The sequence below is a fragment of the Chryseobacterium phosphatilyticum genome, from assembly GCF_002899825.2.
GTDB classification, from domain to species: Bacteria; Bacteroidota; Bacteroidia; order Flavobacteriales; family Weeksellaceae; genus Chryseobacterium; species Chryseobacterium phosphatilyticum.
In genome coordinates this window covers 567347-582031 of record NZ_PPED02000002.1, presented here as the reverse complement: position 1 = coordinate 582031, position 14685 = coordinate 567347, and the positions used below count along the sequence as shown (strand labels likewise).

Sequence of the window (14685 nt, the reverse complement as noted above, 5' to 3'; positions counted from 1 at the left end):
AAAAGACTGTATCTATTACAGACATTAAAGCGCTCTTTTTAATCAATTCTTAAGGTCAGATTGTTATCCTGAGATCCATCGACATTGATTGCATTATAAGGAACGGAAAGCCAACCATTTTTATTCATGACAAATTTAAACTGGTAGGTTTTTCCCTTTTCAAACTGTGATTTGGGTACTGTCAATTCAAATGTATTATTTTTTTTCAGATTCATTTGGTATTCCCTCTTATCAGTATTCCAGTCATTGAATGAACCTACGGCTGAAATAGTATTGATTAATTCTACACTTTGTTTTTCAGGAAACTGGTAAGAAAAAATAACATTATCCTTATCTGTACGATATCCATAGATTTCTTTTTTAAGATCAGGATGAATAATGGCTTCTGATGCAGTGGCCTCTTCTGCCAATGAATAAGGATCTGTCAAACGTTGATCCAATAAGCCTGCGATATGATCCATAATATAATAATGAACCGGGAAATTTTTATACCCGGTCGACATAAAGATGATAGCCGTTTTACTATCCGGATACATTCTGTAAGCACTTACATTCCCTCCGGAAAATCCATATGACAATATATTATTTACGCCTCTAATGTCCCAACCATGAGTGAATTTAATATCCTTATTTTTATATTCAAACGGTTTCCACATCAACTCCTGCGTGGCTGGTTTTAGAAAATCATTCTTACTAAGATGGATACTCCACTGTAAAAATGCGGGCAATGTAATGGCCAATCCATTTGCTGAATGTGCTCTTCGCCCTTCTACAAATGTAGATTTATCATATTGACGCTTATCCTTATTGTAGACATATTTTACAATCCTGTTAGGAATTTTCTCAATTGAATTAGATGAAAACACTACCTGATTTCCGGAATCCGGAAATTGATTTTTCATGATATAGTTTTCAAATTTCTCTCCTGTTACTTTTTCAATAATCATAGTAATCAGCATGTAATTTGTCTGATTGTATCTATAATCAGTACCTGTTTCAAATTCCATATTCTCTTTTGATAGCCGGTCAATCACTTCTGCATTGGTGGCATCCATTGAAATATCAGTGAAGTGAATCCAATCCGGAAGCCCTGAAGAATGGGAAACCAGATTTTTCACCTGAATATTTTGCCACTTCGCCGGTACATGATCTATATATTTTGAAATTTTATCGTCCAATGATATTTTCCCTTGCTCAATAAGCTGAAAAAGCCCAATATTCGACATGAGCTTTGTCGTAGAATATATTCTGAACATTGATTTGGAATCAACCTTTTTGTTATTTTCCAGATCTTCTCTTCTATAATATTGCTCAAAGATTACTTTATTGTTCTTTACAATCCCAACGGCCATTCCAGGAATCTCATTGATTTGAATAACTTTTTTCACGTAGTTATCAATAGCTTTTGTTTGTTCTTCCGTCTGGGCATATCCTAAGAATGGAAAACTTAGAAATAGTATGGTTAAAATAGTTTGTTTCATGATTATTGTAGTAATATTTTTTATAAAGACACTTGTTGCTTTTATTGTATTACATTGAACTGATTATGATAATTGATTTGTTTCAAAACCCAGCTGGGTCAAATAGCCAATTCCATTTTGTATTGCTATGGCATTGTTTCCTGTCCATCCATTTTGTTGACCTATTTCAATGAATTGCCTAATATATTTCGGTTCATTAAGGTTAATATTTTCCGTTACGTTTGTAATGGTATTCATTAGTTCAACTCCGGATTTTAAAGGCTGTCCCACAATATAATGGTCACGGGTCATAAAGTTAATAACAAGTGGGGTTCGTTTTTGGCCGCTTAAGAATATTTTCACGGTTAGCGTATTGGTTTCTGTTCCGGAATGATACTGATCTTTAACCAAGTACAAATACTGTGTGTCATTGATACTTATTTTTCTTAACCTGGTTTTCATTCTTTATCATTTAAATCAATTTCTCCAGCCAGTTTTTTTCCAGTCTTTTAATCTTCTTCGTTTCCGGATCAAATAAAATCCAAAGCGTGCCGGAGTCTACGACAAGTTCACCATTACAGTAAAATTCAACTTTCCTGGGTTGCTTTGCTCCTTCAGGAGCCTGGGGATATGTTTTGACAGTGATGATGTCATTCAGATAGACTTGTTTTTTGTATTGAATATGGTGATCTAAAAGCATCCACACCTCATTCACATATTCGGTTTTATGCTTTAAAAGATCCCAATGTTCAGCTGCCACTTCTTCTACCCAATGTACATATTGCACATTATTCACATGATTGTTTTGGTCAATATGTCCTTCTGCTACTTTGATCTGTTTCTCGTATATTAAATCCATCTCTCCGAAAAGTTTACTCAAATGTATAACTTAATCACAAAAAAGGCTTCATATTATTCCCGGAAAGAATCTATTTTTAAAGAAAAAAGGAACCAGACTGAAATCTGATTCCTTTTAGAATATTTATAATATTGTAATTACTTCTTAGCTTTTGTAGCAGGAGCAGAAGTTGTTGCTCCTAATTTAGCCTTCACAGAAGCAGTTATATCTTCTGTCCCATCGGTGTAAATAAGGTTGTTGCTATCCGGTGATGAAACGTCAAATACAAAGTTTAAACTTTTTTCTTTAGCAACGGCAGAAATGGCAGCTTTTACCTTTTGTTGTAACGGAACAAACAATTCATTTTGTTTGGTAGAAATTTCCTTACTTGCCTGAGCTCTTGCCTCTTCTATTTTTTTACCTAAACCTTGCAGATCTGTTTGCGCAGCTATCAATTCTTTAGTAACCGCTTCTCTGTTGGCCTCACTCAATGTTTTCTCTTTATCTTGTGCTGCTTTTAGTTTAGTCTGATATTCGCTTATTAATTTTTCAATCTCAGTCTGCTTTGTTTTCGTCAGATTATCAACGGTTGTAGTGATCGTTTTTACTTCAGATAAGCTTCCAAGAATTTCATCTGTATTCACACTCCCGATCTTTTGTTGAGCGTTTGCAGCATTAGCTGTTAATGTTAAACCAACTGCAATAAAAAGGCCCTTAATTAATTTCATTCTGTATATATTTTTTTCAAAAAATTTTCGTCCCCAAATATAATATAAATTTTCTTTCATTATTTATCGGGATGTTAAGGCTTAAAATAAAACCAAAACAATAGTATACATAAGCTGAAATTATCTACAACATAGACCAGCACCTCAATATTCTATCTTTATTAAATAATTATATTTCACTCAGTCTTTTTTGAAGTTCCACAGCACTGGGAAATGCTGTTCCTGTATAACGGTCAAGATCAGCTGAAATATTTTTCCAACCACTAAGGATCATGCTCATATCATCAACCCAATTGACAACATCATTATGCCATATCCCGAAATCCGGGAGTGAAGTTTGTAAACTGACAAATTCCTTAAGACCTTCATTATGCATTCGTAGACTTTCATGGCAGGCTTCTTTTAATGTCATCTCACATTCATTCTGAATTACTTTCACCAGATTATAATAAATACAACCGGTAGCTTCATCCTTCCTTAGTGATTGTATTTCATTAAAATGAGTAATCATACGGCATATCAATGTCTGAAGCCGCTGAATAACCGGATGATCATAAACCTCCGGAGGCAGTATAACACCTGTTTCTAATTCTGTTAACTGCATAAAAGGATATAGACAGACGGATTTTTCCCTTAGATTAATACATTCAGTGATGGTTGGAAAACGCTCTTGCTTTTTATAGTGTAATTCTGATTTTAATCCTGAAAAATAGGTATCAACCATCCGGCTAAGACGTAAAATAGATTCCTGTGGGATAAATTGCAGTAATTCCTGCCTCAACGAAGCTAACATTTTTCCCAATGGTATTGCTGATTCTATCGCTCCTATTTCTCCATTTAATATTGCAACGGATTGAATTCGTACATACTCAAGATCAGCAGGCTCGCTCTGTTCATAAAGATCATCATTATAAAACGCCCAAAGCATTAATTTACAGATAGGACTGAATCGCTCTGCACTTGCTCTGGGAAAAAAATACGCTGCAATATGGGCTGTTTTCGTCTTTTTATATTTTGTACGTAATTCCGGATTACTGTCATAAATATTCAAATATTCTTTGTCAATCCACTGATGATCTGTTATCTCTTGTAATTTATCAGCATTGGGATTTTTTAAGGTGGGAAACGGATATTTAAAATTTTGGTGGAGGAATTGAACCGTGTCGAATTTTTCATTATTCATAGTGATATACTTTAATAGGTATTGCTTTTTGTTTTTACAGATACTATTTAAATTAGATTAAATAATAGATCTTACTCAATATCAAAAAGATACAACCATCAATAACGCAACGTAATTTACCAATTAATTTGCTTTAGTTGATAAAAAAATCTCCTTGCAATCTGGAAAAATATAATCCTTTGAACAGAAGCCATTTAACATAATAATTTTTGAATAACTCAAATTAACGCTTTCCAATATAGGATTATATATGCTCCTCCAAAAGCTCTTAAAATATCACTACTCGTGAGATTTATTTTTCAGGTAAAATTTACTGAGCAACCTGTCACAGAAAAACCTTCTCAGGATGAGAAGGTTTACATCAAAAAATATGGAAAATGATTAATGAAACTGTGCAGTTTCCGTAGAGTCTTTCATCGCTACCGTAGCTGAAGAACCATTGGTAACAATATTCTGTATTTCGTCAAAATATCCTGTTCCTACAAAAGACTGATGCTTAACAGCTCTGAATCCTTTTTGCTGTAATGCAAATTCCCGTTCCTGTAATTCTGAATATCCTGCCATTCCTTTTTCTTTATAGGCAAGAGCCAGTTCAAACATCGCCGTATTCAACGCATGGAATCCTGCTAGTGTGATAAACTGGAATTTATATCCCATTTTTGCCAATTCCTCACGGAAAGTAGACATCTCCTCTACGCTCAGTCTTGCAGCCCAGTTGAATGAAGGAGAACAATTGTATGCCAACATCTTCCCGGGGAATTTTGCGTGAATTCCTTCTGCAAATTTTCTTGCCTGTTCCAAATCAGGATTTGAAGTTTCCATCCAGATAAGGTCTGCATAAGGTGCATATGACAAGCCTCTGTCAATTCCCTGTTCTACCCCATTTTTTACTACATAAAATCCCTCAGAAGTTCTTTCTCCTGTTACAAATTTCTTATCTCTGTTATCAATATCTGAAGTGAGTAAGTCTGCTGCATCAGCGTCAGTTCTTGCAATAATCAGACTTGGCACCCCTAATACATCTGCAGCCAGACGCGCTGCAATCAATTTATTAATGGCTTCCTGTGTAGGGACTAATACTTTTCCACCCAGATGTCCACATTTCTTTGCAGAGGAAAGCTGGTCTTCGAAATGTACTCCGGCAGCTCCGGCTTCAATCATTTGTTTCATCAATTCGAAAGCGTTCAGGTTTCCTCCAAAACCAGCCTCCGCATCAGCAATAATGGGTACAAGATATTCTTTCTCTCCCGTTCCGCTTACTGACTGTATCTGATCTGCTCTCAATAAAGCATTATTAATCTTTTTCACAACAGAAGGTACCGAGTTCGCGGGATATAAAGACTGGTCGGGATACATCTCTCCAGAAAGATTAGCATCCGCTGCTACCTGCCATCCTGAAAGATATATTGCTTCTAATCCTGCATCTACTTCCTGTACTGCCTGATTACCTGTTAACGCCCCTAGTCCTGCTACATAATCCTGAGTATTTAATTTATTCCAGAATTTTTCGGACATTTCCTTTGCTATGGTATAGTCTATTTTATACGAACCCCGAAGTTTTAAAACTTCTTCTGCAGTATAAGGCCTTTTTACCCCGTTCCAGCGAGGATTTGTCAGCCAATCTTTCTCTATAGCCTGTGCTTGTTCTTGTTTTGTTTTCATAATATTTGGATTTTGTTATTTTTTGGTGAATATTGTTCTTGTAATTGTATATTATCAGCATAATTGTCACTTTACAATTATCAACTTTCCTTTTTCAACTAAATAAAAGGATATGCTTTAAGTGTTAAAAATTCTTCAAAATTTTCTGAGAACACCAATTCATTGAAAAGTTCTTTAGCCAGATTGAATTTTCCGTTTTTAAAACGTGTCTCTCCCACATACTGCTCAATTTTTTCCATTTCTTCAGATTCCCATTGCAACACCATAGTGCGGGTCAGTGTTCTGTCATCACTCAATACCGCTTCATTTTTCAGCCATTGCCATACCTGTGTTCTTGAAATTTCTGCTGTGGCAGCATCTTCCATAAGATTATAAATAGCGGCAGCACCGGTTCCCATCAGCCAGCTTTCAAGATATAGAATTCCTACATTGATGTTTTTACGAACTCCTTTTTCTGTAATATCTCCTTTGGGAATCTCCAACAGATCAGATTCTTTAATATGGTATTCAACTTTTCTGTCAATTTGATTTTTGGAAGGCATATGATGATCAAAAATATCTTTTGCTACTGAAACCAAAGCAGGATGGGCTACCCACGTTCCGTCATGTCCGTTTTTCACCTCTCTTTCTTTATCATTTCGAACTTTTTCAAAAGCAATTCTATTGGCCTCGTCATCATCCTTTACCGGAATTTGAGCTGCCATACCTCCGATAGCATGAACATTTCTTTTATGGCATCCTTCAATGACCCGTTTGGAGTAAGCACTCATGAAAGGTGAAGTCATGGTTACCTGGTCTCTGTCCGGAACAATAAATTCAGACAGGTTTCTGAATTTTTTAATGTATGAGAAAATATAATCCCATCGTCCACAATTCAGCCCTGAACTATGTTCTCTTAATTCATATAAAATTTCATCAATCTGAAATGAAGCGGTTATGGTTTCTATTAAAACTGTTGCTTTGATAGTTCCTTCCGGAATTCCCAGATAATTTTGGGCAAAAACAAAGATATCATTCCACCAACGGGCTTCTTTGTAATGCTCCAGTTTTGGAAGGTAAAAATAGGGACCACTTCCTCTCTCCAAAAGTTTTTTTACATTTCTAAAAAAATAAATTCCAAAATCCACCAGCGAGCCTGAGGCTCTTTCTCCATTGATTTCAATATGTTTTTCAGGAAGATGCAATCCTCTTGGACGAACCAGTAACACTGCTGTTTTTTCATTAAGCTTATAAGCCTTTCCATTTTCATTCACAAAATCAATTGATCTGTTGATCGCGTCAGAAAGATTGATTTGTCCCTGAATACAGTTTTCCCATGTAGGCGAACTGCTGTCTTCCAGATCGGCCATGAATGTATAAGCTCCGGAATTCAGTGCATTAATAATCATTTTTCTATCAACAGGCCCGGTAATTTCAACTCTTCTGTCTAATAAGTCTTCAGGCAGCGGCGCACATATCCAATTTCCATTCCTGATATCTTCCGTCTCTTGTAAAAATTTCGGAAGAACTCCTTTATCAAATTCCTGCTGAGTTTTTTTTCTTTCTTCTAAAAGGTCCAGCCTTTTCTGATTAAATCTCTGATGAAGTTCAATCAGAAAATCTTTTAAATCCGGAGTCAAAATTCCGTCAAACTGCGTCTGTGACTTTATTACTAGCTGAGTCTTGGTTTCCATAACATATTGATTTTGAGATTCTGTGTTACAAACATAAACAAAAATTTTCACAAATAGCGAACGTTCGCTAAATTTATTTAAAAATTATTATGCGAATAATCGCATCTAAATATTTATATTTGACTCATGAATTCAGACAGCGACTTTATCAAAACGGTTTTCGGGCTAAAACTGAAACAGCAGCGGCAAAAGAAAAACTGGTCCCTGCAAGACCTTTCTGTAAAAACCGGATTATCAAAATCTTACCTTAATGAGATTGAAAACGGAAAAAAATATCCGAAACATGACAAGATCATTCAGCTTTCGGAAGCACTGAACTGCACTTTTGACGATCTGGTATCTACAAAACTCGATAAAAGTTTGTCTCCATTTAATGAGATTTTACAATCTGATTTCTTTAAAGAAGTTCCTCTGGAATTATTCGGGATTAATAAAAATAACCTTATCAGTATTATCAGCGATGCTCCTAAAAAGGTGACCGCCTTTATTAATGCTCTGATTGAGATTTCTCAGAATTATAATCTTGGAAAAGAAAGGTTTTATTTTGCCGTGTTAAGATCATTTCAGGAGTTATATGACAATTATTTCCCGGAAATCGAGGAAAAAGTAAGTCTGTTTGCAGAAGAGAATCAATTGGAAATCAATAAAGATCTAAAATCTGATATTCTGGAAAAAATTCTTTTGGAGAAATTCAATTATACGATTCAATCGGAAGATTTCGAAACATATGGAACTTTAGATAACCTTCGTTCTTTGTTTATTCCAGAACAAAAGTTACTGCTTCTGAATAAAAAGCTTGAAAAAGATCAGAAAACCTTCATTTTAGCAAAAGAGATCGGCTTCAATGTTCTTGAACTAAAAACACGACCTAATACGTATTCGTGGCTTGATTTCGGAAGTTTTGAAGAGATTCTCAATAATTTTTATGCTTCTTATTTTGCAGGTGCTTTATTAATTTCCAAAGATATTGCCATCGAAGAAACGTACGAGTTTTTTCGACAAAATCAATGGGAACCCAACAATTTTGGAAAGTTGATCAACAATTTCACCCGTTCTCCTGAAACTTTTTATTACCGGCTTACAAATATCCTTTCGGCTGAAATGGGAATTAAAGATTTATTCTATTTATGCCTTGTGAAAAAGAAAGGATCGGATAAAATCCAAATTTTAAAAGAGTTACACCTTAATCACCAACAGGCACCACACGCTAACGCTACCAATGAGCATTACTGCCGAAGATGGATTGCGGTAAAAAATCTTGATGATTTAAAAGAGAATGAAACCCTTACAGATGCCCAGATTTCTCATTATAAAGATCAGGGGGTAAGTTATCTGGTCATTTCCACATCCCAAAAAAACCCTTTCTCTGACGGAAGCAACAGGAGCTATTGTCTGGGTATTCTTTTAAATTCACAAACAATTAAGAAAATTAACTTTGTCAAATCCCCTTCTTTACAAACCATTAATGTAGGAGTAACCTGTGAATCCTGTAGTATCGCGGACTGTGAAGTAAGGCAAGCGCCACCTGTACGACTGGAAAAAGAACACTTCAATCTCAGCATGAAAAATTCTATTGAGAAAATAAAGAAGGAATTTGAGAAATAAACTTTCAGAATGGGAACGTCATAAGTTTTGAGTATTGCAGAGTATGAATGTGACAGGGTTTGAGAGATTTTGAATCAGCAATTAAAATCTATTTCATATCTTTATTAAAAACACACAATGATACTTGACTTATTTTTTCCTAACCGTTGCATTCATTGCAACCGGATTATTGATCCGGAAGTACTGGTTTGTGCTTTATGCTTTAACCGGATTCATTTTACACACTACGACTATTTCGAAAATAATCCGATCAGTGAAAAATGTAAATTACTCTTTCCTGTTAGTCACACCTATGCTTTAATACAATTTGAAAAAGAAAATCTGAGCCGTAAAATCATTCATGAACTCAAATACAAAGGCAGAGAAAAGGTCGGAAAGGTTCTTGCAGAATGGACTATAGAAAGGCTGGATTTCAAAAATCAGAAACCAGATGTTTTCGTAAGTGTTCCTCTTCACCCCAAAAAATTAAGAGAAAGAGGATATAATCAACTCCATCTATTTACAGAAAAATTATCGGAGTTTTATAGAATCCCATTTAACCACGAGCTCGTTAAAAGAAATCATTATTCAAAAGCACAAGCCCTGAAAGATAAAAGACATAGACTGGCAGCTATTAACCCATTTTCTTTAACCCAAACCATTACAGGGAAACATATCTTGCTGATTGATGATGTTTTCACCACCGGAAACACCGTTTCTTCTATTGCCTGGGAAATTTTGAATGCGGGTGATAATAAAGTAAGCGTACTTGTCATGGCAATGGATGTTTAAACATTGAAAAATGGAAAATTGAAAATTCAAATTACCTCTCCCTTTGCTTTCAAACAGCTTTCTTCTTTCAGTTCTTTTTCTTAATTTTCAGGAAAACTACATCTCAATGTTAAATTTGATTTTATTGCATGGAGCACTCGGTCACAGTGACCTATTCAATCCTTATGTGAAAGCCTTATCTCAGTATTTTACGATTCATACTCCTTTATTTTCAGGTCATGGAACTACTGATCTTCCTGCTGACGGAATCAGTATAGAAAAATATACTCAGGAAGTATCGGATTATTGTAAAGAAAACAGCTTAACGGATGTTCATATTTTAGGACATAGCATGGGAGGATATGCAGCTCTTTGTTATGCAATGAAAAATCCTGAAAACGTACATTCTATCGTTACCCTGGGAACGAAATTTGAATGGACTGAGGAGCAAGCCTTAAAGGAAAGTAAAATGCTTAATCCGGATGTAATTCTTGAAAAAGTTCCGCAATATGCAAAGCTTTTAGAAGCCCAACATGGTTCAAAATGGAAACAACTGCTTCCTGCGATCGCAGATTTAATGGTTAATTTAGGTAAAAATCCACCATTGGAAAACAACCTTGCTACCATTGCTACTCCTGTCCAGATTATGGTGGGTGATCAAGATAATATGGTAACCATTGAAGAGAGCCAAAAGGTGTACCGAAGTCTTCCTAATGCAAAACTGGCCGTACTTCCGGATACAAAACATCCTATAGATAAAGTACGACCTGATTTATTAGTAAGCTTAATAAAAGATTTCTGGAATCTTTCTTAGATTATCGCTGAAGCTTTTCTCCGTAGCTTAAATCACCTGCATCTCCCAGACCCGGTGTAATATACCCTTTCGAGGTCAAATGTTCGTCAATAGCCCCTACCCAGATGTGAGCATCAGGATATGCATTTTGAATCGTTTCAACACCTTGTCTTGAAGCAATGGCTGCTACGATATGAAGTTGAGTAGGATTTCCGTTGGTCAGCAAGTCTTTGATCGCTTCAATTAAAGATGCTCCGGTTGCCAACATAGGGTCTGCCACAATCAATGGTCTGCCTTCAATGTTTGGACAAGTCAGGTAATCCTGTTTTATCGAAAAATAATCATTGGCATCATGCTTTCTATAGGCAGCAACGAAACCACAATCTGCTCTGTCCAGATAATTAAGGATTCCCTCAAACAATGGAACTCCGGCTCTTAAAATAGTGGTAATAACCGGCTGCACCGCAATTTCTCTGCTTTTTATAGTATCTAAAGGGGTTTGAATTTCAACCTCTCTTTGTTCCAATCCTTTGCTTATTTCAAAAGCTGCGATTTCTCCGATTCTTTCCATATTTCTCCTGAATCTCATTCGGTCATGTTGAACTTCAACGTTTCGAAGTTCATTAATCCATTCATTTACAAGAGAAAAATTTTCTGATAATATAGTAAGCATGAAGATCTTAAATTTTAATTACAGTTAGTCGACATTAATTACTGCAAAATTACAACTAAAAAACGAATTTGCAGGTTAACATCAATACGTATAGGTGTATATATAAAAAATCTGGCAAGGGAATCACCTCGCCAGATTTTATTAAAAAGGTCTATTATTTTTGTCTGAAATACACTTCGATAGGAACTCCGGTAAATCCGAATTGTTTTCTCAACTGATTTTCAGTAAATCTCTTATATGGTTCTTTCACATATTGTGGCAGGTTACAGAAAAATACAAACTGTGGTGACGGCGTAGGAAGCTGAACACAGTATTTAATTTTGATATATTTTCCTTTATTAGCCGGCGGAGGTGTTTGTTCAAAGATCGGAAGCATTACTTCATTCAGTTTTGAAGTTTTAATTTTCTTCTTACGGTCGTCATATACTTCCATTGCTACTTCTACCGCTTTCAGGATTCTTTGTTTTGTTAACGCTGAAACGAACAGAATAGGAACATCATGGAACTGACCAATCTTATCTTTAATTGATTGTTCAAAGTCACGCATGGTATTGGTCTGCTTATCTTCGATCAAATCCCATTTATTCACAAGAATCACAATTCCTTTTCTGTTTTTCTGTGCAAGCCCGAAAATATTCATATCCTGAGACTCCCATCCTTGTGTAGCATCTACCATGATGATGACTACGTCAGAATACTCGATAGAACGGATTGATCTCATTACAGAATAGAATTCAAGGTCTTCATTTACCTTAGATTTTCTTCTCATCCCCGCTGTATCTACCAAAACAAACTCATGCCCGAATTTGTTATATAGCGTCTGAATACTGTCTCTGGTAGTTCCTGCAATATCTGTTACGATATTTCTTTCCACATCCAATAAAGCATTAGTCATCGTGGATTTTCCTACGTTGGGACGACCTGCAATGGTAATTTTTGGTAATCCTTCGAAGGGATCTTTATATTCTGTAGTGGGGAAATCTTTAACGATATCATCCAGCAAATCGCCTGTTCCCGAACCTGTTGCAGAAGAAAGTGTGTAATATTTATCGATTCCTAACTGATAAAACTCTGTTGCAGGAAGTTCTTCTTTAGAAGAGTCTACTTTGTTAATAACAATATAAATAGGTTTGTTGGATCTTCTTAATAATCTGTAGATCTCATAGTCCGTATCAGTAAGCCCTTCTTCCACATTCATCATAAAGATAATAGAAGTTGCTTCATCTACTGCCAGCTGTACCTGCTTACGAATCTCTTCTTCGAAGATATCATCAGTACCTACATCATAACCTCCGGTATCAATTACCGTAAAATCTACTCCATTCCAGTCAGATTTTCCGTAGTGACGGTCTCTGGTTACACCAGCTGTAGAATCTACAATAGCTTCTCTTCTTTCTAATAAACGGTTAAAAAGCGTGGATTTTCCTACGTTGGGACGTCCAACGATTGCGACAATATTTGACATAAAAAATGTTTAATAATCCTTTGCTGTGCTCAGGATATGTTATTAATGGGTTACTCCAACTTTTGGAGCCCAATTTTTTGCAAAGATAAGGTTTTATTCTTTAACGGATATAAAATCAGGAAGCTGGAACAATGAGGCCGAAAAGTTACTTTTCAAGAGGGGATTTTTGATTTTTATTTTGGATATACAACAGAAAGTAATTAAGCACATACAATGCATCCCTTTAAAATAATTTTTTTAAAAAAAATCAACAAAATAAATATTTGGATATCAACAACTAAAGCCTCTATCACGACGATAGCGTTCATTAATATGTAATTTTGATTTTTATATTTCAAATAATTTCTATAATTTCGCAGAACCAAAATGAAACAGACCTATAGTGTAACGGTAACACTCCGGTTTTTGGTACCGTCATTCGGGGTTCGAATCCCTGTGGGTCTACAAACCATCCTTTTTAAGGGTGGTTTTTTTGTTTTGTAAATTTTCATAAACCAGATTCAAAAGTTAAGGTTAAATAAATCTGAACAGGAAAAATATCTTGTACTCTTCTGAGCCTTATTTTAACATTGTTAAATCAGCATTTACATATTCAGCGTCTAAAAAACGGTTCAGGATTATAAATTGGAACGCAACCAAACATACAACACATTCGTTTTCAATATATTAAATAAATAAACCATAATAGGTTCGCATTTATCCCGTGGAACATTCCAGATTTTTTCCAGACTTAATTTTGCATAATACATATTTCTATTATGAATGCAGAAAAGTTTTTTTTCACTTATCAAAATCCATTCTGACCTTCAATGTATATCAATAGAAAATCTTATAAAGAAGCTATTAATTATTTTAAAGAATACATACAATGAAAGCACTCCTGATTTTTTCAATAATGTTGTCTGGTTATTTTCTACCTGATGTGGCAAAACCAGGCACCAAAGAATACCTGAATTATTCTATTATAAAAGATGATAAAACGATTGGCAATATCCGCGTGGAACGTTCTTTAAAAGACGATATTACTGAATATATTTTTGAATCGCGGGCTAAAGTAAAAATCCTATATAGTATTGAAATTTACGACAAAATGGGTGTTACTTTTAAACAAAATGTTCTACAACAAGCAAAACTTTACCGGACAATGAACGGGAAGCTTAAAGTGAACAATACTGCTATCTGGAACGGGAGTTTTTACAATCTTTCGGATAAAGATGGAGCCAATGGTTTTCTAAAACAATCTATTTTCTGTTCTACAGCAAGTCTGTATTTTAATGAACCCGGAAATGTAAAATCTGTTTTTTCGGAAAAATTCCAGAAAATGATTCCTGTTCATAAAATTGATTCCAAAAAATACAGAATCGATCTGCCAAACGGGAATAGTACTACATACACATACAGCAGCGGAATTTGTACTTTAGTTGAAGCTAATACTGATTTTGCCAACCTAAAATTTGTTCTTACTACCAAGCCGAATTAAGCCATTAGTATTTATCATCATCTCCTGCTGTCACACGAAAGGATTCGTGTGACATTTTTTCTAATAATTACTTTTATAAGACGGTTCATTATATCTTTACCTAAAACATGCAGAGATGAATAGAAATTACAAATATGCTCATATATTTAATTGATTATTTTAACCAAATGAAAGGATTCGTTTGGTAACAGAAAATCTTTGACTCCTATACATTGTTCTCATCTCTTAAAAAGGTAATTTTAGATTTACTATCCGATATGAATTATTGTCTCAAAATGGATCGGGCTCATATTTCATTTAGCCTATTATTCACGTATTTTAACTAATTTTAATACCCATTATAGTGAAATATGTAAATATTTTTCTATCTTTACG

The 14685-nt window shown here is 35.0% G+C and carries 13 protein-coding genes and 1 tRNA gene; 5 read left to right on the top strand and 9 right to left on the bottom strand.

The genetic code is table 11. The features are described from left to right. Positions 1-38: 38 nt before the first annotated feature. The 7 genes from C1631_RS09710 to aceB form a co-directional block, all read right to left on the bottom strand. Positions 39-1481 carry a serine hydrolase gene (locus tag C1631_RS09710; RefSeq protein WP_109711895.1) on the bottom strand — a complete coding sequence of 481 codons (1443 nt, stop codon included), beginning with the start codon at positions 1479-1481 and terminating at the stop codon, positions 39-41. Between the two features lie 63 nt (positions 1482-1544). Next, positions 1545-1922 (bottom strand): hypothetical protein, encoded by a 378-nt coding sequence (locus C1631_RS09705; protein ID WP_109711893.1) that lies wholly within the window; start codon positions 1920-1922, stop codon positions 1545-1547. A 10-nt stretch (positions 1923-1932) separates the two neighbouring features. Then, entirely contained in the window at positions 1933-2319 is a 387-nt protein-coding gene (locus C1631_RS09700) for an acyl-CoA thioesterase (protein WP_103248258.1), read from the bottom strand. 137 nt (positions 2320-2456) lie between these two features. Further along, positions 2457-3026 carry an OmpH/Skp family outer membrane protein gene (locus C1631_RS09695; RefSeq protein WP_103248257.1) on the bottom strand — a complete coding sequence of 190 codons (570 nt, stop codon included), beginning with the start codon at positions 3024-3026 and terminating at the stop codon, positions 2457-2459. 169 nt (positions 3027-3195) lie between these two features. Next, on the bottom strand, positions 3196-4209 hold the full coding sequence (locus C1631_RS09690) for a terpene synthase family protein (protein ID WP_103248254.1): 1014 nt from the start codon (positions 4207-4209) through the stop codon (positions 3196-3198). Between the two features lie 381 nt (positions 4210-4590). Further along, positions 4591-5871 carry an isocitrate lyase gene (gene aceA, locus C1631_RS09685; RefSeq protein WP_103248253.1) on the bottom strand — a complete coding sequence of 427 codons (1281 nt, stop codon included), beginning with the start codon at positions 5869-5871 and terminating at the stop codon, positions 4591-4593. Between the two features lie 98 nt (positions 5872-5969). After that, on the bottom strand, positions 5970-7544 hold the full coding sequence (gene aceB / locus C1631_RS09680) for a malate synthase A (RefSeq protein ID WP_109711891.1): 1575 nt from the start codon (positions 7542-7544) through the stop codon (positions 5970-5972). A 126-nt stretch (positions 7545-7670) separates the two neighbouring features. On the opposite strand from aceB, the gene C1631_RS09675 reads away from it, so the two are divergent. From C1631_RS09675 to C1631_RS09665, 3 genes are all read left to right on the top strand, one after another. Continuing rightward, positions 7671-9149, top strand: a complete 1479-nt coding sequence (locus C1631_RS09675) for a helix-turn-helix domain-containing protein (protein WP_109711889.1) — start codon at positions 7671-7673, stop codon at positions 9147-9149. 117 nt (positions 9150-9266) lie between these two features. Then, complete coding sequence (locus tag C1631_RS09670; protein WP_103248922.1) at positions 9267-9920, top strand: ComF family protein; 654 nt, start codon at positions 9267-9269, stop codon at positions 9918-9920. A gap of 106 nt (positions 9921-10026) precedes the next feature. Further along, the gene (locus tag C1631_RS09665) at positions 10027-10713 is read left to right on the top strand and encodes an alpha/beta fold hydrolase (protein WP_103248923.1); all 687 of its coding nucleotides are present in this window, start codon (positions 10027-10029) and stop codon (positions 10711-10713) included. Position 10714: 1 nt separating this feature from the next. On the opposite strand, the gene upp is transcribed toward C1631_RS09665, so the two are convergent. Together upp and der are read right to left on the bottom strand one after the other, a co-directional pair. Continuing rightward, positions 10715-11365 (bottom strand): uracil phosphoribosyltransferase, encoded by a 651-nt coding sequence (upp, locus tag C1631_RS09660; protein ID WP_103248924.1) that lies wholly within the window; start codon positions 11363-11365, stop codon positions 10715-10717. Positions 11366-11519: 154 nt separating this feature from the next. Beyond that, a complete protein-coding gene (gene der / locus C1631_RS09655; RefSeq protein WP_103248925.1) occupies positions 11520-12830 on the bottom strand; it encodes a ribosome biogenesis GTPase Der in 1311 nt (436 codons plus the stop codon). A gap of 373 nt (positions 12831-13203) precedes the next feature. On the opposite strand from der, the gene C1631_RS09650 reads away from it, so the two are divergent. Together C1631_RS09650 and C1631_RS09645 are read left to right on the top strand one after the other, a co-directional pair. Beyond that, positions 13204-13274 (top strand) — tRNA-Gln (locus C1631_RS09650). Positions 13275-13698: 424 nt separating this feature from the next. Next, a complete protein-coding gene (locus tag C1631_RS09645; protein ID WP_123966634.1) occupies positions 13699-14310 on the top strand; it encodes a DUF6134 family protein in 612 nt (203 codons plus the stop codon). The last annotated feature ends 375 nt before the right edge of the window (positions 14311-14685 follow it).